General features: G+C 45.1%; 19 protein-coding genes. 9 read left to right on the plus strand and 10 right to left on the minus strand.

Annotated features, from left to right (window positions below; translation table 11 throughout):
• The first annotated feature begins 16 nt into the window (after window positions 1–16).
• Entirely contained in the window at window positions 17–1,126 is a 1,110-nt protein-coding gene (gene dinB / locus ACT6R0_RS17005) for a DNA polymerase IV (protein WP_444655034.1), read from the plus strand.
• Window positions 1,127–1,187: 61 nt separating this feature from the next.
• Here the strand turns inward: dinB and ACT6R0_RS17010 are convergent, their stop codons facing one another.
• The 6 genes from ACT6R0_RS17010 to ACT6R0_RS17035 form a co-directional block, all read right to left on the minus strand.
• Entirely contained in the window at window positions 1,188–1,811 is a 624-nt protein-coding gene (locus ACT6R0_RS17010; protein WP_444655035.1) for a DUF6705 family protein, read from the minus strand.
• Window positions 1,812–1,821: 10 nt separating this feature from the next.
• Window positions 1,822–3,066: a hypothetical protein gene (locus ACT6R0_RS17015; RefSeq protein WP_444655036.1), complete on the minus strand. Its 1,245-nt coding sequence runs from the start codon at window positions 3,064–3,066 to the stop codon at window positions 1,822–1,824.
• Window positions 3,014–3,286 (minus strand): hypothetical protein, encoded by a 273-nt coding sequence (locus tag ACT6R0_RS17020; RefSeq protein WP_444655037.1) that lies wholly within the window; start codon window positions 3,284–3,286, stop codon window positions 3,014–3,016. Before ACT6R0_RS17020 ends, ACT6R0_RS17015 begins: the two co-directional genes overlap by 53 nt.
• A 279-nt stretch (window positions 3,287–3,565) precedes the next feature.
• Entirely contained in the window at window positions 3,566–4,342 is a 777-nt protein-coding gene (locus ACT6R0_RS17025; protein WP_444655038.1) for a Bax inhibitor-1/YccA family protein, read from the minus strand.
• Window positions 4,343–4,887: 545 nt separating this feature from the next.
• Window positions 4,888–6,786, minus strand: coding sequence for an amidophosphoribosyltransferase (locus tag ACT6R0_RS17030; protein WP_444655039.1), 1,899 nt, complete (start codon window positions 6,784–6,786; stop codon window positions 4,888–4,890).
• Between the two features lie 57 nt (window positions 6,787–6,843).
• Window positions 6,844–7,779, minus strand: a complete 936-nt coding sequence (locus ACT6R0_RS17035) for a PfkB family carbohydrate kinase (protein ID WP_444655040.1) — start codon at window positions 7,777–7,779, stop codon at window positions 6,844–6,846.
• Window positions 7,780–7,943: 164 nt separating this feature from the next.
• On the opposite strand from ACT6R0_RS17035, the gene ACT6R0_RS17040 reads away from it, so the two are divergent.
• Window positions 7,944–8,294, plus strand: a complete 351-nt coding sequence (locus ACT6R0_RS17040) for a hypothetical protein (RefSeq protein ID WP_444655041.1) — start codon at window positions 7,944–7,946, stop codon at window positions 8,292–8,294.
• A gap of 14 nt (window positions 8,295–8,308) precedes the next feature.
• Window positions 8,309–8,788: a hypothetical protein gene (locus ACT6R0_RS17045; RefSeq protein ID WP_444655042.1), complete on the plus strand. Its 480-nt coding sequence runs from the start codon at window positions 8,309–8,311 to the stop codon at window positions 8,786–8,788.
• 12 nt (window positions 8,789–8,800) lie between these two features.
• Here ACT6R0_RS17045 and rnhA read toward each other — a convergent pair whose 3' ends face one another.
• The 3 genes from rnhA to purN are packed head-to-tail and all read right to left on the minus strand — an operon-like array spanning window position 8,801 to window position 10,349.
• Window positions 8,801–9,280 (minus strand): ribonuclease HI, encoded by a 480-nt coding sequence (rnhA, locus tag ACT6R0_RS17050; protein WP_444655043.1) that lies wholly within the window; start codon window positions 9,278–9,280, stop codon window positions 8,801–8,803.
• A gap of 59 nt (window positions 9,281–9,339) precedes the next feature.
• A complete protein-coding gene (locus ACT6R0_RS17055; protein ID WP_444655044.1) occupies window positions 9,340–9,783 on the minus strand; it encodes a DUF4348 domain-containing protein in 444 nt (147 codons plus the stop codon).
• Window positions 9,780–10,349, minus strand: coding sequence for a phosphoribosylglycinamide formyltransferase (gene purN / locus ACT6R0_RS17060; RefSeq protein WP_444655045.1), 570 nt, complete (start codon window positions 10,347–10,349; stop codon window positions 9,780–9,782). Before purN ends, ACT6R0_RS17055 begins: the two co-directional genes overlap by 4 nt.
• A gap of 175 nt (window positions 10,350–10,524) precedes the next feature.
• Between purN and ACT6R0_RS17065 the strand changes: the two genes are divergently transcribed.
• The 5 genes from ACT6R0_RS17065 to pyk all read left to right on the plus strand — a co-directional run bounded on the left by ACT6R0_RS17065 (window position 10,525) and on the right by pyk (window position 14,992).
• Window positions 10,525–10,761, plus strand: a complete 237-nt coding sequence (locus tag ACT6R0_RS17065) for an acyl carrier protein (RefSeq protein ID WP_007137004.1) — start codon at window positions 10,525–10,527, stop codon at window positions 10,759–10,761.
• Window positions 10,762–10,952: 191 nt separating this feature from the next.
• Window positions 10,953–12,206, plus strand: coding sequence for a beta-ketoacyl-ACP synthase II (gene fabF, locus ACT6R0_RS17070; protein ID WP_444655046.1), 1,254 nt, complete (start codon window positions 10,953–10,955; stop codon window positions 12,204–12,206).
• Between the two features lie 10 nt (window positions 12,207–12,216).
• Complete coding sequence (rnc, locus tag ACT6R0_RS17075; protein ID WP_444655048.1) at window positions 12,217–12,963, plus strand: ribonuclease III; 747 nt, start codon at window positions 12,217–12,219, stop codon at window positions 12,961–12,963.
• Between the two features lie 116 nt (window positions 12,964–13,079).
• Window positions 13,080–13,559 carry an IPExxxVDY family protein gene (locus ACT6R0_RS17080; protein WP_444655050.1) on the plus strand — a complete coding sequence of 160 codons (480 nt, stop codon included), beginning with the start codon at window positions 13,080–13,082 and terminating at the stop codon, window positions 13,557–13,559.
• A 2-nt stretch (window positions 13,560–13,561) separates the two neighbouring features.
• Window positions 13,562–14,992 carry a pyruvate kinase gene (pyk, locus tag ACT6R0_RS17085; RefSeq protein WP_444655051.1) on the plus strand — a complete coding sequence of 477 codons (1,431 nt, stop codon included), beginning with the start codon at window positions 13,562–13,564 and terminating at the stop codon, window positions 14,990–14,992.
• A 120-nt stretch (window positions 14,993–15,112) separates the two neighbouring features.
• Here the strand turns inward: pyk and ACT6R0_RS17090 are convergent, their stop codons facing one another.
• Window positions 15,113–15,721: a superoxide dismutase gene (locus tag ACT6R0_RS17090; RefSeq protein WP_444655052.1), complete on the minus strand. Its 609-nt coding sequence runs from the start codon at window positions 15,719–15,721 to the stop codon at window positions 15,113–15,115.
• Between the two features lie 118 nt (window positions 15,722–15,839).
• Here ACT6R0_RS17090 and ACT6R0_RS17095 point away from each other — a divergent pair, with 118 nt between their 5' ends.
• Window positions 15,840–18,983, plus strand: a complete 3,144-nt coding sequence (locus ACT6R0_RS17095) for a UvrD-helicase domain-containing protein (RefSeq protein WP_444655054.1) — start codon at window positions 15,840–15,842, stop codon at window positions 18,981–18,983.
• The last annotated feature ends 57 nt before the right edge of the window (window positions 18,984–19,040 follow it).

A 19,040-nucleotide genomic window follows, 5' to 3' on the forward strand; every position in this document is an offset into this window, starting at 1 on the left:
TAACTAATTTTACAGTATGGAAGAAGAGGGGCTGCCGGAAATATACCAACGTAAGATCATCCACGTAGACATGGATGCGTTCTATGCATCGGTAGAGCAGCTGGACAACCCTGAACTGCGGGGCAAGCCCATTGCCGTGGGCGGAGGGTCGAGCAGGGGGGTAGTGGCGGCGGCGAGCTATGAAGCCAGAAAGTTTGGGGTGCGCAGTGCCATCAGCGGTTTTTTGGCAAAAAAAAGGTGTCCTGAGCTTATATTCGTCAAGCCGAGGTTTGATAGGTATACCGAAGTTTCGCGCCAGATACGGCAAATTTTCCATGAGTATACAGATAAGGTGGAACCCCTGTCGCTTGACGAAGCGTACCTTGACGTTACCCATAACAAAAAAGGCAACCCCAGCGCCACGCTCATTGCCACCGAGATACGAAAGCGCATTTTTGAGGTTACGGGGTTAACAGCTTCTGCAGGTATTTCCATCAATAAATTCATAGCAAAGGTTGCCAGTGATTACAACAAACCTAACGGACAAAAGACCGTTAACCCCGATGAGGTTTCGGACTTCCTGGAGAACCTGCCTATCGGTAAATTTTACGGCGTGGGCAAAGTGACTGAGGAAAGGATGTACCAACTGGGTATTTTCACGGGTAAAGACCTGAAGGAAAAAACAGAGGAATATCTCTCGGAGCATTTCGGGAAGTCGGGGAGCTACTACTATTATGTGGTGCGGGGCATCCATAACAGCGAGGTGAAGAGTAACCGCATAGCCAAATCGGTAGGGACGGAACATACCTTTTTTGAGAACCTGGTATCAGAAGTATTCATGGAGGAAAAGCTGACCGACATTGCTAATGAACTTGACCGCCGCCTTGGGAAAAAGAAGATCGCCGGCAAGACCGTTACGCTTAAGATAAAGTATTCCGACTTTACCGTACAAACCCGGAGCAAGACATTGCCTTATTTCATATCCGATAAAAGCCTTATCCTGGAAACTGTGAAAGAACTTTTATACCAGGAAAAGCCCAAGGACTCTGTGCGGCTGCTGGGGATATCGCTCTCCAACCTCAATACTGAAACAGATACCGGTAAACCCGCAAAGACGGTTGCGGTACAGTTGAAATTTGAGTTTTGATCTTAGTATGAGATTAGGGATTCCTTAAAAACAAAAAGCCATCGGTGAAGATGGCCTTTGATTAATTTACTTTAGTCAAAATCATGTTTGCTGGAATAATAAAATCAGATTCATCCCATAGGGTCCCGTCAGGGCAAACGCCATCGCCAATACGGTTATTTCTTGGCATTTTCCTGTCCCATTTTAATTTTCCTATCCCGTTTTCATCAAAAACTTTAAGGTCTAAAGAAGCAGCTTTTCGTCTTCTGCAATGTGTTGTAGGTTCAGTGTAGCTCAAACTAAGTTTATCGTCATAAGTCTTAAAGTTGCCACGAATTGATCGTGAATTGGCATCATCATCTGTAATAAGAGCTACAGCAAATGTATTATACTTGGTTATCCAAGTACCATTTTCCAATACCTTATACAAAATATACGAACGAAGCTCGTCTTCAAATATATCCTCATAAGTTCCAAAACCTCCTTTGGCATGTGGCATCTTGTAGAATTTAACTTTTAAGTAAACGCTACTGCTACTGTGTTCCCACGTTCCAATATATTTGTTTAGGTACCCTGTTACATCTTTAAAGTAAAGATTGCTAAAAGGTAGCTCATTAGTATATCTTTCCTCAAGTGGAATTATTGTTTCTTGAGAATATAAGCCTACATAAGTCAATAAAGTAACAATCCAAATATATTTTTTCATAATCTTAATATTAATCGATGATTTTTGTCCAACTGTAGTTACCAGTATCGGGATTTAAAGTACCTTTATATACTTTTATACCTGTACTAAATTTTTGATTATAATCTTTCATATGGTTAATGAAAGCCTTTTCCACTTCAATATCTTCCAGTACTTTTAACTCTTCAGTAGAGCATCCATTACATTGGTTCTTCGCTTCTGCTCTACCCTTTTTAGTAACATTTTCAGAAAACTCTTCTTCTAACCCATTCTGCATATCTACATTTTCAGATATATTAGTGGAGAAATCAATTACCTTTTGCGGGTCGTCAATCCTCATGGCATACAATCCGTTCCGTGAGATTATTATTGATGTGAGGTTATCCTTGTCGGGTGAGTTAGTATCGCTTAACATATCAAATGCCCTTGCGAACCCAAAAAAGTCCCCTCCGCTAGGTACGGGATCAATATATATGTCTTCCCCGTTTTCTATATACGTATAATTATGATGTATGTGCAAATACAAAACTGTATTCATTATAGGCGCGGCAAAAGAAACATAGTCAAAGTTTTTGTCGACTGGATCAATTTCGTAATATGTGCCGTTAGGTCCTTTGCGAACCTCCATGCCATTTTCTTCGGTCGCTGTACCCAGCTGTGCCTTAAGGCTATCTATATAGTCGCGTAACGGATTAGGCGTGTTCCCTGTCCTGTTGCTTATCCTGTTCAACTCCCTTATATGCTTTGCATCATCACTAACCGATATCCCTATTATAGGATGCTCCCCTATTTTAGGGCCGCCACCCCCGCTGCCGCCATTAGCGGAGAACCGGTCATATACCGGTCCGGTCGTCATGAGGCCGCCACAATCGGTACTGCTGTACGTGCAGCCTATAAGGGTATAGGTATAAGTGTAGTCATACAGGCAGTCGGGGCTGTCGCAGCCCACCAGGTCACCCTGTTCTTTTGGTGTCTGGGTTACTGTTACCTGGTAGGTACAGTTTACCACAAATGACATAAGGCAGCTGCGGCCCTGGAGTACAGCATCGCTGTCAAAGTCGGGCAGGGGATAAAATACCGTCTGCGCGCTCAGGTTTGGCATGTTTTTGCCTTTTTTAAGGTTGTCAAGGTCATCCTCGTTAAAATCATACTGTACAAGGAAAGCCATGTAGGTGCCATCCGGCTGTAGGTGCAGGAACAGGTTTTCTACATAACCCTTGTCATCATCCGGGTATATCGCAAATGTATAGGAATGATAATTCCCCCTTATCCACATAGATGATCTCTGACGTATCAACGGCAAATTCATATTTGCTATTATACACATTTTTACGGGAATCGCCGGCGCCGGCCTTTTCCATATATTGCAGCAACTTTTGGTAAGCTTTCGGCCTTTTTTTCAGTTCTTCCAGCGAGATCTTTCGTGTAATGGTCTCTTCATTGTTCCGGTTGAATTCAAATGCCTCTTCGTCACAGCCAGTTAGGGAAAAGAGCATTAAAATTAGCAGGAGCCCCTGTTTAAATAGTTTTTTGGCTTGCATAGTAAGGTTTGGTTAATTGTCATAAAACTAACGGATTATGATTTTCAATATTTTGAATTAACAAATAATTATGAAAAATTGACATGGCTAATTATTTATTAATTCAAAATAAGCCATCGCTTAAATAAATAGCTATATAATGCATTAATCAAAAAATGGATTAATAAAAAGCCACCCTTGTGGATGGCTTAATTTATATACTAATAGGAACATCCGAGATCGGATATCTTACTATTAATCCCTTCCGGATATTTTGGCGAACAGGCTAAGCAATTCTAAATACAGCCATATAACAGCCATCATCAGGCCCATTGCACTAAACCATTCCATGTGCTTTGGAAGCCTGCGCTGCGCTCCCTGTTCGATCATGTCGAAATTAAGGAACAGATTAAGCGCTGCTACCACACATACGAACGCGCTGATGCCAATGCTCATCCACGAACTGTCCTGCATGGAAACCCCTACCAATGGCGTTCCGGTAATTAACGTCACAATGAACGATATGAAATAATAGGTCATAATGGCAAGTACTGATGCGATAACCACCGACCTGAACCGTTCTGTCACTTTAACAATGCCAAACCTGTACAGCAGGAAGCAAACCATGAAGGTAACTAATGTCGCGCCCGAAGCTTTAATGGCAATGCCAGGGTACATTACTTCGAATATTAGTGTAATAGCACCTATGAACAGCCCTTCGAACAAGGCATAGGCCGGTGCAAGTACGCCCGAATAGGCCGGTTTGAAACGTGCTATCAATGCAACTATCAAAGCTGTTATAATACCGCCCGCCATCAATGCATACGGATGCACACCCTGGAACAGCATTAAATATCCGCTAAAAAAAGCGCTGGTAACAAGTATGGCAAAAAGGAACATCGATCTATTAATAGTACCGTTTACCGTCATGGTCTCATTCCGGCTTACAATGTAGGCATCCTGCTCAGCTCCATAAACGCGGGACGTTGCTGTAAATGATCTGTCTTTAAAAAATGGATTGCTTGATCTCATAGATTTATAAATTTATCCAAATATAGTTTTTTATTGCTAAATGGCAAGAACCATAGCTATACCTATGTATTAATGACAGCAAAACTAATGCCGTAATTCTAATAGAGGAGAGAGATAGGGAATTTGTATCGCAGGGAACTGCATAAAATAAAAAAGGGAAAACGATGTGTTTTCCCTTTTTTTGCCCCCAAAAATACCGTAAAATTAATTTACTAATGCTATTTTCTGGAGCAAACATAAGCAGGAATATTGTTACCGCAAAATAAATCTGATGAAATGTCTGCTAAAATCGTTGAAATGCATGCATATGTTATATTTTTAACCTTTTGACCTATAAAGAAGGATTCCTACAAACAAAAAGCAAATAAAATAAAAAAGGGAAAACGAATGGTTTTCCCTTTTTCTGCCCCCAAAAATACCGTAAAATTAAATTTACTAATGCTATTTTCTGGAGCAAACATACGGCGCTTGTTTTATTCCCACAAACGGTTTAGACTAAATGCGCAATATACTCGTTGAAATGCAGATTTTTAGCTTGTGAGGGTTTAATACGCACGGGCATCATTACCTTCGTAATAATTAATGAACGCCCTGTTTACCACTCTGTTGCCTCCCGGTGTTGGATAATCGCCAGTGAAATACCAGTCTCCCAAATTCTTAGGGCAGGCTATATGCAGGTTATCCACCGTCTGGAAGATGATCTTCACTTCGGCTTTAATGTGGTCTTCCGTCAGCATTTGGGCGATCTTATCAGATATTTCCTTATCGGTGAACGGTGCATAGAAATCCCTCACATAGTTCACCACCTCATTGTCGGGAAGGTTTTCCTGTGCTTTGGACTTTTGGTATACCTCCTCAATGATGTGGCCCATGCCCCTTTCCTTCAGCAGCTCCTCTGCGGCACGGAAGGCCACCAGCCCTTCCAGCTTGGCCATGTCAATGCCGTAACAGTCGGGGTAGCGTATCTGCGGTGCCGACGATACGATTACGATCCGCTTAGGGTTTAGCCTGTCCATCATTTTGATGATGCTTTTTTTCAAGGTCGTACCTCTTACAATAGAGTCGTCTATGATCACCAGGTTGTCTTCGGGCTTTATCACGCCATAGGTCACATCATATACGTGCTCTACAAGGTCGTCGCGGCTGCTGTCCTCAGTAATAAAAGTACGCAGCTTTACATCTTTTATGGCGATCTTCTCGGTACGTATCTTTACTGAAAGTAGTTCTTTCAGCGTTTCGGCATTCAGGGTATGCCTGTTTTCCAGGATGTCGGTGTTTTTCCTGTCGTTAAGGAAATCCTGCGCGGCCTCTACCATCCCGAAGAATGAGGTTTCTGCCGTATTCGGGATGTAGGAGAAAACAGCATTATCGGTATCATTGTCAATTGCCTCCAGCACCTGCGGCAATACCAGCCTGCCAAGTTCCTTGCGCTCCCTGTATATTTCGGCATCGCTCCCGCGGGAGAAGTAAATGCGCTCGAACGAGCATGCTTTTTTTGTAACGGGTGGGATGATCTCCTGCATGCTTACAGTACCGTCTTTCTTGATGATGATCGCATTACCGGGCTCCAATTCCTGCACTTTATCGAAAGGCACGTTAAATACGGTCTGTATCACCGGCCTTTCAGATGCCACTACGGCGATCTCGTCGTCCTGGTAATAATATGCCGGGCGTATGCCTGCCGGATCGCGGAATACAAAGCTGTCGCCGTGTCCTAATAATCCTGCCATGGCAAAGCCGCCATCCCATTGCTTTGAAGCGCGCTTTAGTATTCGGGCAATATTAAGCCTTTCGGATATTATCGCCGAGGCCTCCTGTTTCGTGTAACCCTCATTTTTGCAGGTTTGGTACAGCTCGCTTACCTCATCGTCAAGGAAATGGCCTATGTTCTCCATGATGGTCACGGTGTCGGCAAGTTCCTTAGGGTGCTGGCCCAGTTCAACCAAATTGTTGAACAGCTGGCTTACATTGGTCATGTTAAAGTTGCCGGCCACGATCAGGTTGCGGTGCATCCAGTTGTTCTGCCTCAGGAACGGGTGTACGCTCTCGATGCTGTTCTTTCCAAAAGTACCGTAGCGCACGTGGCCCAGGAACAATTCGCCTATGTAGGGAAGGTGTTCTTTTTGCAGGGCAACATCATCATTGTATTCCGGATGCAGGGCAAGCTCTTCGCTTATCCGCCCATTGATCTGCGCAAAAATGTCCTGTATGGGCTGTTGATGGTTCGAACGTACCCGGCTAATGTAGCGCTGTCCGGGCTTTACATCCATCTTGATGCTGGCAAATCCTGCGCCGTCCTGGCCGCGGTTGTGCTGCTTTTCCATCAGCAGGTACATTTTTTGTATGCCGTAAAAAGCCGAGCCGTATTTTTCCTTATAGTATTCCAAAGGCTTTAGCAGCCTTAGCATTGCGATCCCGCATTCGTGCTTGATAGCGTCACTCATAGTTGTTGTTGTGTGTAGTTACATATTAAAAAAAGGCCCACAATGAGGCCTTTACTTTTATTCTTCTTCTTCAAGCGCAATGTCGAACTGCGTTAGCGATCTAAACTGTTGGAGGCGTGCCTGGACCTCCTCCTTCCGTAGCGTTTCCATTCGTTCGGTGCCAAATTTCTCTACACAGAACGATGCAAGGTTAGAGGCATAAATGATGCCATTCTTCATATTCTCGAATGATACATTCTCGCTTTGGGCAATGTAGCCCGCGAATCCTCCGGCAAACGTATCGCCTGCGCCCGTTGGGTCGAACACTTCCTCAAGCGGCAGTGCCGGGGCAAAGAACACCTGCTTATCGTTGAACAGCAAAGCGCCGTGCTCCCCTTTTTTGATGACCACATATTTTGGACCCATGGTGTGTATCTTGGCAGCCGCCTTAACCAGCGAATATTCGCCCGAAAGCTGGCGTGCCTCTTCGTCGTTTATCGTTATTACGTCCACACGCTTCATTACGTCAAGCAGTTCCGGCAGCGCACAGTCCATCCAAAAGTTCATAGTGTCGAGCACCACAAGCTTTGGCTTGGCAGTCATCTGGTCCAGCACGCCCGATTGTACAATAGGGTGCAGGTTGCCCAGCATTACTACATCGGCATCCTTAAAATGCTCCGGTACTATAGGATTGAAGTCGGCCAGTACGTTAAGCTCTGTCGACAAGGTATCGCGCGAATTCAGGTCGTTGTGGTAGCGGCCGCTCCAAAAGAACGTCTTTCCGCCTGCTACCGTTTCAAGCCCGGTAAGGTCAATGTTCTTGCTTTTCAGCAGGTCGATGTGCTTTTGGTCAAAATCGTCACCGATCACCGACACGATGGCCGACTGCACCTTGAAAAATGAAGCCGAAAGGCCGATATAGGTTGCGGCCCCGCCAAGGATCTTATCCGTTTTGCCGAATGGCGATTCAATAGCGTCATAAGCAACAGTGCCAACGATCAGTAATTTGTTCATAAAGGTTTTGATTTTGAAGGCGCAAAGATAGTATATTAGTTGCAAAGTCAAAAGTTTCAAAGTCGCAAAGTTGGAAGGCCGCAAAGTTGGAAAGTTCAAAGTTACAGGTTTACAAACCTTGGCAGCGGGTTTTTGCTTATTTTTGGGGAAACATAAAAACGGAAATGGAAAACCCTGAAGAAACCGAAGTAAAAAAGCCTGTAGCTAAAACTGACTATGCCGGTGGATGGGCAATATTGCTGCTCGAGGTTTTATGGATATTCATCGTGCACCACCTGTACCCCGTGTTTTCTATCCGTGTATGGGGACTGGAAAAGGACAGTTTTACGTTTACACAGGCTAACTTTTACATCTACCTTGCCCTGATCGTAGTACCGCCTACCTTTTTGAATGTTTTCAAATCCATTAAGCAGCGCAAAAAGCAGCAGGCCATCGGGCGTTACATTATCGCACAGGTTGTGGTGCTCATTGTTTTTACAGCGATCATCTTTGGGTCGTTCTCGTGGGATTTTTAATGACAATTAACCTTATGCAGTATCTAGAGATCTACTTTTCATGTTGTTTTTATGAGGTTTTCCCGGATGAAAACAGCTCGTGGGAAACTAATTTGGATGGCTCCGAAATACCTGCATTGCTTGAAATTTTAGCGATACCATTCGACAAACACATAGTCAGTAAGAAATATCATGGTAGTAATGATGTTGAAGTTTTTCATTCGGATAATGACAAGAAAGTTTTTGCCTACTTCGACCTGCAGAAACACGAGGACGACCAAAACGACATGTTCTTTTTTGGCCTTAGACTGGATATTGACAACGAGCCGGAAGTATTCCCTAAATTATTGTCATTATACAAAAGGCTAATGACCTGTTCCGCACTTTCCTATGACCGATTTAACAGAGTTTTATACAACAACGTGTTCCAAACTAATTTTTATTTCTACAAAAACAATTACAGGAGCAACGGGCGAAAATTGAACCATCACAATTTTGTTCAATCAGCGGAATAGTTGAACTTCTTGTCATGTCAGTTTCTTCCCCTCCGCTTCATAATACGCATCCACATTCAGTTTCGGTTGCATTGACGCCATGACTGCCAATTGGTCGCAGCGCTCGTTTTGCGGGTGGTTGTTGTGGCCTTTTACCCATTTGAAATCTACCTTGTGCTGGCGGTATATTTTCAGGAAGCGTTTCCATAGGTCGGGATTCTTTTTTCCCGCATAGCCTTTCTTTTCCCATCCGAGCACCCAGCCTTTGGTGATCGAATCGATCACATACTTGGAATCAGACACTACCAATGCGCTTGTCCCCGGCTTGCTGAGCTTTTCCAACCCGACGATCACGGCCAGCAATTCCATGCGGTTATTGGTCGTTAGCCGGAAGCCCTCGTAAAACTCCTTGCGGTAGCCTGTGCCCACCTGTTCCATGACTACGCCGTAGCCGCCGGGGCCTGGGTTTCCTTTGGCTGCGCCATCGGTATATATGTGGACTGTGTGGGACAATGTTGATATGGTTTATTTGTTGATATCTTGATCCGGTTATGTTGAAGAATCCTCTATTGCTATAAATGCCAACAACCATCGATGAATGCGAATTTGATGTCTGCATGAATGCCATTGTCAATTCCCCTCGTTTGGTAAAAAACCGAGTCTTTTCGTTTTTCGATATGGATGGTAAAGGCACCATTTTCTGCTTTTGCGGCTTCCACGTCTTTTGTGAGATCGAGGAATCGGTAATTTAAGATGGTGATATCTTTTCTCACTACTTCGTAATCGCCATCGCTGTTTAGGTAGGTGTTCTTAAGCGGGAATTTTACGTGCTGCCTTTGGAAAATGCTATCGGATTGGAATTTTTTGAAAAAAATATCAAATTCTGTATCACAGCGGCCTTCATTATAAGCGTCTTTAAAATGCTTTTCGGGAGCCAGTACATGTGTGGTCTTATGCTCTTTTTTATCACAGCTGAAAAGCAATAGTCCTAAGCATATTAAAATTAAGTTTTTCATACTTCCTTATTTAAAAGCTGTTCAATAACCTCCGGAAAATGTTCATGCTCCAGGCTCAAAACCTTTAGCGCCACCTCTTCCGGGCTCAGGCATTCCTCAACAGCTATGGCTTTCTGTAAAATGACATTGCCTTCATCGTAATGTTCATTTACATAGTGTATGGTAATGCCGCTTTCCTTATCCTTATTTTCATGCACGGCACGGTGCACGTTCATGCCATACATGCCCTTGCCCCCGTAGTTAGGCAGCAGCGCCGGGTGAATGTTGATCACTTTATGCGGGTACTCCTTTATAATATCTGCGGGGAATTTCCATAAAAAGCCTGCCAGCACGATAATGTGGGGGTCATACTGTTTTACTTCCCGCAATAGTGTGCCGTCATTAAGTTCTTCGCGGGTAAAGATGACCGAGGGTACATCGTGGCTGTCGGCAACAGCAATGGCACCGGCATTCGGGTTGTTGGTGAACAGGCCCCTGACACGGTAGCCGTCCCTTTGCCCGAAGTATTCCATGATACGCTGTGCGTTGGAGCCGCCGCCGGAAGCGAACAGAATTATATTTTTCATCAGGGCAAATTTTTAATAGTGCAAAAATGTTTAAATAATCTGCAAAATAACGGCGAATTCATAAAATTGTAAAATTAATTTTTTATTTTAGTGGTCACATTTTTGGGCTAACACGCGGTTATAAGATAAGTTTTTTTATTTTTGCCGTTCAATTTAAATTCTAAAATTAAAGATTATGTCAGACATTGCATCAAGAGTAAAAGCGATTATCGTAGACAAATTAGGTGTTGACGAAAACGAAGTTGTAACAGAAGCAAGCTTCACAAACGATTTGGGAGCTGATTCCCTGGACACTGTTGAGCTTATCATGGAATTTGAGAAAGAATTTGACATTCAAATCCCGGACGATCAGGCAGAGAACATTGCTACTGTTGGTCAGGCTATCTCTTACATTGAAGAAGCAAAAAAATAATAAATAAATGACATCCATGCAGTCATGATTGCATGGATGTTGTTATTTATTGGCCTTACATTCAACGCTTAAAAATGAACCGCTTTTTTTTGAGAGCATTCATGAAAATAATATCAATGCCCATGTTTTCCTATAGTATATTAGCGACACATGGGTATTGTTCTATAATTTGAAACTATAAAAAGTACCTTATGGAATTAAGAAGAGTAGTAGTAACAGGGCTTGGTGCATTAACGCCCATAGGCAATACGGTAGAAGAATACTGGAACAGCCTTGTAAACGGCGTAAGCGGTGCAGCTCCGATTACATATTTTGACACTACCCACTTCAAAACAAAATTCGCCTGCGAAGTAAAGAATTTCAAGGTTGAGGATTTTATAGACAGAAAAGAGGCAAGGAAAATGGACAGGTATGCCCAGTATGCCCTTGTTTCTACCGAGGAAGCCGTGAAGGATGCCAATTTTGACTTTGACAGGCTGGACAAGGACAGGGTAGGCGTTATATGGGGCTCGGGCATTGGGGGGCTTGAAACCTTCCAGGAAGAAGTGATGAATTTTGCTGCCGGAAGCGGTGTGCCAAAGTTCAACCCGTTCTTCATACCAAAAATGATCGCCGACATCGCTGGGGGCCATATCTCTATAAAATATGGTTTCAGGGGGCCGAATTTCACTACAGTTTCGGCCTGCGCATCGTCTACCAACGCTCTTATAGATGCCTTTAACTACATCCGCCTGGGCCATGCCGACGTTATGGTGACAGGAGGTAGCGAGGCTGCCGTGACCATTGCCGGAATGGGCGGGTTCAATGCCATGCATGCCCTGTCTACACGCAATGATGACCCTCAAACCGCATCCAGGCCAATGGACAAGGACCGTGAAGGCTTTGTGCTGGGCGAAGGGGCAGGCGCACTTATACTTGAAGAATATGAGCACGCCAAAGCAAGGGGTGCCAATATATACTGCGAAATTGGCGGAGGCGGCATGAGTGCCGATGCCCACCACATTACAGCACCACACCCGGAAGGGCTTGGCGCGCGCAACGTGATGCTGAACTGCCTTCGCGACGCGGGCTTAAAGCCTGAAGACGTAGATGGCGTGAACATGCACGGCACTTCTACACCGCTGGGTGACATTGCCGAATCTAAGGCGATACTGGAAGTGTTTGGCAATCATGCGTACACACTGAACCTGAATTCAACAAAATCAATGACGGGCCACCTGCTTGGGGCTGCCGGGGCTATAGAGACCATAGCTTCGATACTTTCTATCAGGCATGGTATCGTACCCCCTACCATCAACCACTTTACGGATGATGAGAACATAGACCCTAAGCTTAACTTTACCTTTAACAAGGCCCAGAAAAGGGACATGAAAGTGGTAATGAGCAATACCTTTGGGTTTGGCGGCCACAATGCTTGCGTATTGGTTAAAAAATTGGAAATGTAATTCCCTGATCATGGGTTTATTTAAAAAAATATTTTCAAAAACTCCCCGTCTTCCTCAGGAAGGCGGGATTTTTTTTGAGGAAATGAACAAAATGCTGGGTTTCCTCCCGCTAGATCTTGATATTTACCGCAGGGCTTTTACCCACCGCTCGTCTAACAAGTTAGACGAGAACGGCCACCCTGTAAATTACGAGCGTCTGGAATTTTTAGGCGATGCCATGCTGGGGTCGGTCATAGCCGCGCACCTTTTTAATGAAGTGCCTACCGGCGACGAAGGCTACCTGACCAAAATGCGCTCCAAGATCGTAAGCCGCGAGCACCTCAATGAGCTTGGCCGCGACCTCAACCTGATCAAGTGGGTGGAGAGCAAGGTGTCGGCGCAGCATTTTGGCGAGAACATCCACGGCAATCTTTTCGAGGCGCTCATTGGCGCGATATATTTGGACCGCGGCTTTGAGTACTGCGAGAAATTCATCCATAAAAAGGTAGTGCATCCCTATGTGGACATTGCCAAGCTTGAGGGCAAGGTGATAAGCTACAAGAGCCTTGTGATCGAGTGGTGCCAAAAAGAAAAGAAGCCTTTCAACTACGAAGTATATGAAGACAATGGCAAGGAGGGACAGAAGCATTTTGCCGTGAAGCTTACCATAGGCGGACGTGTGATCTCGCGTGCAAGGGCCACTTCTAAAAAGAAAGCGGAGGAGAAAGCATCGCAAAGGGCGTTTTTTGCATTTCAGGAGAAAATTAACAAAAAATAACAGAAGTTAGCAGTTTACTCAAACGTTTTCGTAGAAATATTTACAAAAAGTTTAATTTTTCTTAATACATTCTGCGTTATAAGCCGTATATTTACGGCTTATTTGGATACTTCGTTATGGCTATTCACAAATTATCGATCGACGATTTTATTACAATCGACTATGGATTGGTTGCCATACATTCCTCCCTTGAAGATTCCCGCCTGGCGTATTTCATAAATCGTGAATTGGGCATCCTGCTGGAAAAAAGCCCTGTTGACATTGCATTTTCGATCAGCGAAGGCGAAAGCGGTTTTTCGAGGTTCGTATATGAAGACCCTGATGAGACCTTTTGGAACCTTGTGCAGAACAAGAACAGCGTGGTGAGCACGCAAAGCACGGGTTCGCTGTTCGCGCCCTCCGGAATTAATGTAGCCACCAGCACATTCCTGCTGCCCGAACTCAAAAAAGTAGATTATATACTCAAAATAGAAAATACACCCGATGTTTTTGCGTTGGATACTGTTGTGGAGAGCCTGCTTTCCATAAAGCACATTGCAACAGCTTACACCATTGACCACCACAAACTAAAATCGAAAAACAATTTAATCTTTTAAGAATGCCGACAAACAAGAAAACAAAAATTGTAGCCACATTAGGCCCTGCCTGCAGTACAAAGGAAGTGATCAAAGACATGATCGAAGCCGGAGTAAATGTATTCAGGATCAATTTTTCGCACGCCGATTATACCGATGTACAGGAGCGCATAGATATTATAAGGGAACTTAATGATGAGTTTGGCTATAACACCTCGATCCTTGCCGATCTTCAGGGGCCTAAGCTCCGCGTTGGTGTGATGAAGGAAGACGTGATCGTGAAAAAAGGCGATATTGTTACTTTCCAGACAGCTGAAGACGTACCTGGTACCGCTGATAATGTGTACATGAACTACAAGGCATTCCCTGCTGATGTAACTGCGGGAGAAATGGTTTTACTTGATGACGGCAAGCTAATGTTCCAGGTGCTTGAAACGAACAAGACCGACAGGGTTAAGGCTATAGTGGTCCAGGGAGGCCCGTTGAAATCGAAAAAAGGGGTAAACCTTCCCAATACAAAAGTATCACTGCCTGCCCTAACTGAAAAAGACATACGCGACGCAAAATTCGCCATCAAGGCAAATGTTGACTGGATCGCGCTTTCGTTCGTAAGGACACCTAAAGACCTTGAAGAGCTTCAGGACCTTATCGCCGAACATTCTGACCACAAGATCCCGATCATTGCTAAAATAGAAAAGCCGGAAGGCGTAGAGAACATCGATAAGATCGTTGCATTTTGCGATGGCCTGATGGTAGCGCGTGGTGATCTTGGTGTGGAAATGCCTGCGCAGGAAGTGCCGCTTATCCAGAAGAAGCTTATCAACCGTGCCAAAACTGCACGCATACCGGTTATCGTGGCCACACAAATGATGGAGACCATGATCACCAGCCTTACGCCAACACGTGCCGAGGTGAACGACGTAGCCAACTCTGTTATGGACGGTGCCGACGCGGTGATGCTTTCGGGCGAAACATCGGTGGGTAATTACCCGGTACAGGTTATCGAGAAGATGACCCAGATCATTGAGGCAGTTGAAGATTCGCCGCTTATCCACGTACCGCAAAACGTGCCACAGGTAAGGACCAAGCGTTTTATTACAAAATCGATATGCTATCACGCGGCGCAAATGGCGAACACCATCAAGGCTAAGGCGATCAGCACACTGACGAATTCAGGCTACACCGCTTTCCAGATCTCTGCATGGAGGCCGGGTGCACACATACTTGTGTTTACTTCGAACAGAAGGATACTTACACAGCTTAACCTGCTTTGGGGTGTAAGGGCATTCTATTATGATGCCTTCCTTAGTACCGACGAAACAGTTGAGGATGTGAACAACCTTGCCAAAGAAAAAGGCTTTGTAGAAAAAGGCGATATCCTTATTAACCTTGCTGCCATGCCTGTAGCCGATAAAGGTATGGTAAATACCCTAAGGGTGTCGGAAATAGAATAGTCCCGATATAAACAACATTGAATGGACCGCCCTATTATGGGGCGGTTTTTTTATACCCGCCGGGACAAACAAAAAACGGATGCCTCTCAGCACCCGTTCCCATATAAAGAATGAAACTTCTTATTTTTCTGTTGCAAAACGCCTTGCTACTTCTTCCCAGTTAACTACATTGAAGAAAGCCTCGATATAGTCAGGCCTCCTGTTCTGGTAGTTCAGGTAGTAGGCATGTTCCCAAACGTCAAGGCCAAGTATAGGTGTGCCTCCGCAGCCGATCTCGGGCATTAGCGGGTTGTCCTGGTTGGCCGTAGCGCAAATGTCAAGCTTGCCGCCTTTACTAACACAAAGCCATGCCCATCCGGATCCGAACTGTGTTGCCGCTGCTTTGGCAAATTTTGCCTTGAACTCCTCAAATGAACCAAAGGCCTTGTCGATGGCTTCTTCCAGTTCGCTTGTAGGCTCGCCTCCGCCTTTTGGCGAAAGGATGGTCCAGAACAGGTTGTGGTTGTAGTATCCCCCGCCGTTGTTCCTCAAAGGCTTGTTCGACATATCCAGGTTGATCAGGATGTTCTCGATCGTCTTGCCTGCAAGGTCAGTGCCTTCTATGGCTGCATTCAGGTTGGTAGTATAAGCATTGTGGTGCTTGGTATGGTGAATTTCCATGGTGCGGGCATCAATATGCGGCTCCAGGGCATCGTATGCGTAGGAAAGTTTAGGTAATTCAAATGCCATAAGATGGTATATTAAAAGATTAGTACTAATTTTAATCCAAATTTACAGATTTATCGCGTCTCACAAAATAAGAATTTGTGATAATTTAGTTAATGTCATCGTAAACATTTCATTTTAAGTGGCTAAAACTGCCTTTTCCATATACAATGCCTCGGCAGGCTCAGGTAAGACCTATATGCTTGTCAAGGAATACCTGCGCATATTATTGCAGGCCCCGACAGATGATGCTTACCGCAAGATACTTGCCATAACCTTTACCAATAAGGCGGTAGAGGAGATGAAGGGGCGCATTGTCATGAACCTCTCGGACTTTTCCAAAGACGAACCGGGCGACAGGGCCGAAGCACTGATGACGGTGCTTTCGCGGGAAACCGGCCTGTCACTGGCTACAATACAGGATAAGTCGAGGGCGATCATCAAGAACATCATTCATAACTACGCGTCGTTCGATATTTCGACCATCGACCGATTTACCCACAAGGTGATCAGGGCATTCGCGCACGACCTGAACCTGCCGCAGACATTTGATGTTTCACTGGAAACGGACATACTGCTGCAGGAGGCCGTAGATGCCATTATTGCCAAGGCAGGTGAAAATGATGTGCTTACATCGCTACTTGTCGATTTTTCCCTTGACAAGACAGATAATGATAAAAGCTGGGACGTGACCCATGAGTTATTTCAGACCGGCCGCCTGCTCATCGATGAGAATAACCGTAATGAGCTGCACCAGTTTAAGGATAAATCAATAGAGGAATTTATTTTTATTCGTGAGAAGCTGCGGGAAACGGTCGCATCGCTGGAGCTGGAGTGTAAAACAATTGGTGAAGGATTAGCTGCGACACTTGAGAACAGTGGCATCGACCCAACATCATTTTCCCGTGGCACTTTCCCAAATCATATAGGATATATAAGAGAGGGGACTTTGAGCAATACCCATAAAAAATTCCACGCGCCCGAGGATGTTCAGATCAATAAGTCGGCCAAAGACAGAAGTGCCATTGAAGCCTTGCTTCCGCAGTTATTGGAGCTTTTGGCGAAAGCCTATAAAAACTATGAGAAGCGCAATTTTTACCAGGCATTTTTAAAGAACATCACTCCGCTGTCGCTGCTCAACTCGATAGGGCAGGAGCTGGAGCGTATACAGAAGGAGCAGAACGTGCTCTCGATATCCGAGTTCAATGCCATTATCCATAGGGAGATACAGAGCCAGCCCGCACCGTTCATTTATGAAAGGCTTGGCGAAAGGTACCGCCACTTTTTCATCGATGAGTTCCAGGACACTTCGCAGATGCAGTGGCAGAACCTGATACCTTTAATAGATAATTCACTCGCGTCAGAAGATCTGCAGGGCACAAAAGGCTCGCTCATGATCGTGGGCGACCCCAAGCAGTCCATTTATCGTTGGCGCGGCGGCAAGGCAGAGCAGTTCATTGACCTGGCAAAGGGGAACAATCCATTCTCGAACCCCGATTGGGGCAAAATAGAGTTGGGTACCAATTACCGCAGCTACAGCCAGGTGATCGACTTCAATAACGAATTTTTTAGTTTTCTCTCGGAAGAATTCGGCAATGAAGATTATCAGGCGATGTATGCCACAAGCAGGCAGGAGCATAACACAAAAAAAGGCGGCTACGTAAATATATCTTTCCTGCCGGAAATACAGCAGGACGACCTCGAGGATGAGGTAAGCAAGAATGACCTGTACCTCCAGGCGACACTGGCAACCATTAAAAACCTCCGGGAAAAAGGATTTCAGTATAAGGATATTGTTTTGCTTACGCGAAAGAGGCAGCCCGGCGTATTGCTGGCCACTTACCTTACCGAGAACAGCATCCCGATATTATCATCGGAAACGCTGCTGATAGAGAATGCTACCGAGGTAAAGCTCATCATCAGCCTGTTGCGCTACCTGAAGAGCAATGCCAATATTGAGGCCAAGGCACAATTCCTGTATTTTGCCGCTGCCACACAAAACCAGGGCATGGGCGTGCACGACTTTATTGCCGAAGGCATGGGGCAGCCCGATGAAGATACCCTCCAAAACTGGCTGGGTAAGCACGGCATACACATTTCTTTTAAAAATTGCAGGAAGCGCTCACTGTATGAAGCCGTGGAAACTATCGTGGATGCCTTTATAAAGGATAAAAGCAACCAAAGCTACGTGCAGTATTTCCTCGACCTGGTATTGGAAAGGGATATCCGTACGCAGTCGGGCATAGGGGACTTTCTGGAATATTGGGACAATAACGGGTCCAAATTCAGCATTCCTTCGCCCGAAGGCAACGATGCCGTACGCATCACGACGATACATAAATCAAAAGGGCTGGAATTCCCGGTAGTGATCTTTCCGTTTGCCGAAGAGGACTACGCCCGCACCCGCCGCGACAAGTTGTGGCTGGAAGTGGACGATGAGACCTTTGAATTCCAAAAAGCGCTCATCGACAGCAGCAAGGCTGTTGCCGAATATGGCGAAAAGGCAGCCGAAATGTATTTCGTCAAGTCGCAGGAAGAACTGCTGGACAACATCAACATATTATATGTGGCGCTTACCCGGGCCGAGGAGCAGCTCTACATCATATCCAACAGGAATTTTACATCGAGGGGCGAGCTTACCAATAATATGTCATCGTACTTCATAAAATACCTCATGCAAAAGGGCGTGTTCGATAACCTGAAGGCCGAATACGGATTTGGCGATCCTGAAAAGCTATCGGGGACAGGACCGCACACCGAAGAGCAAAAAATAATAAAGGTCGTACGCGAACGGTTCGATCCCCGAGCCGTAAAGATCGCGCAGCGCGAATCGCTCATGTGGGGCACGAAGCAATTGATGGCTATCGAGTTTGGTAACGTTATGCACGAAATATTATCGTTCGTGGCCACTGTCCACGACATCCCGATCGCTATAATGAAGGCTATTGAGAACGGGTTGATAGTCCATTCGCAGGCCGGAGATGTTGAAACGATCCTAAAAGAAGTAGTCTGCCATCCTGAACTCGCGGAGTTCTTTGCAGAGGGTATGGCGATATTCGGCGAGCAGAGCATCATAGCCTACGGAATGCCGACCATAAAGCCCGACAGGGTAGCGGTAAAGAACGGCAAAGCCTGGCTGCTGGATTATAAGACCGGTGCGCATTTGCCAAAATACGAAAGGCAATTGGCCGATTACCAAAAAGCGCTGGAGGCAATGGGACTGGTCGTAGTTAAAAGATCATTAGTATATATTGGCGATGGCGTTACAATTATGGAAATTCTGTAATTGAAAAGAGCAATTTATAATATATTTGCAATGATCACCACCATGGAGCTTGAATAA

Source organism: Flavobacterium sp., from assembly GCF_052437795.1.
GTDB lineage: Bacteria > Bacteroidota > Bacteroidia > Flavobacteriales > Flavobacteriaceae > Flavobacterium.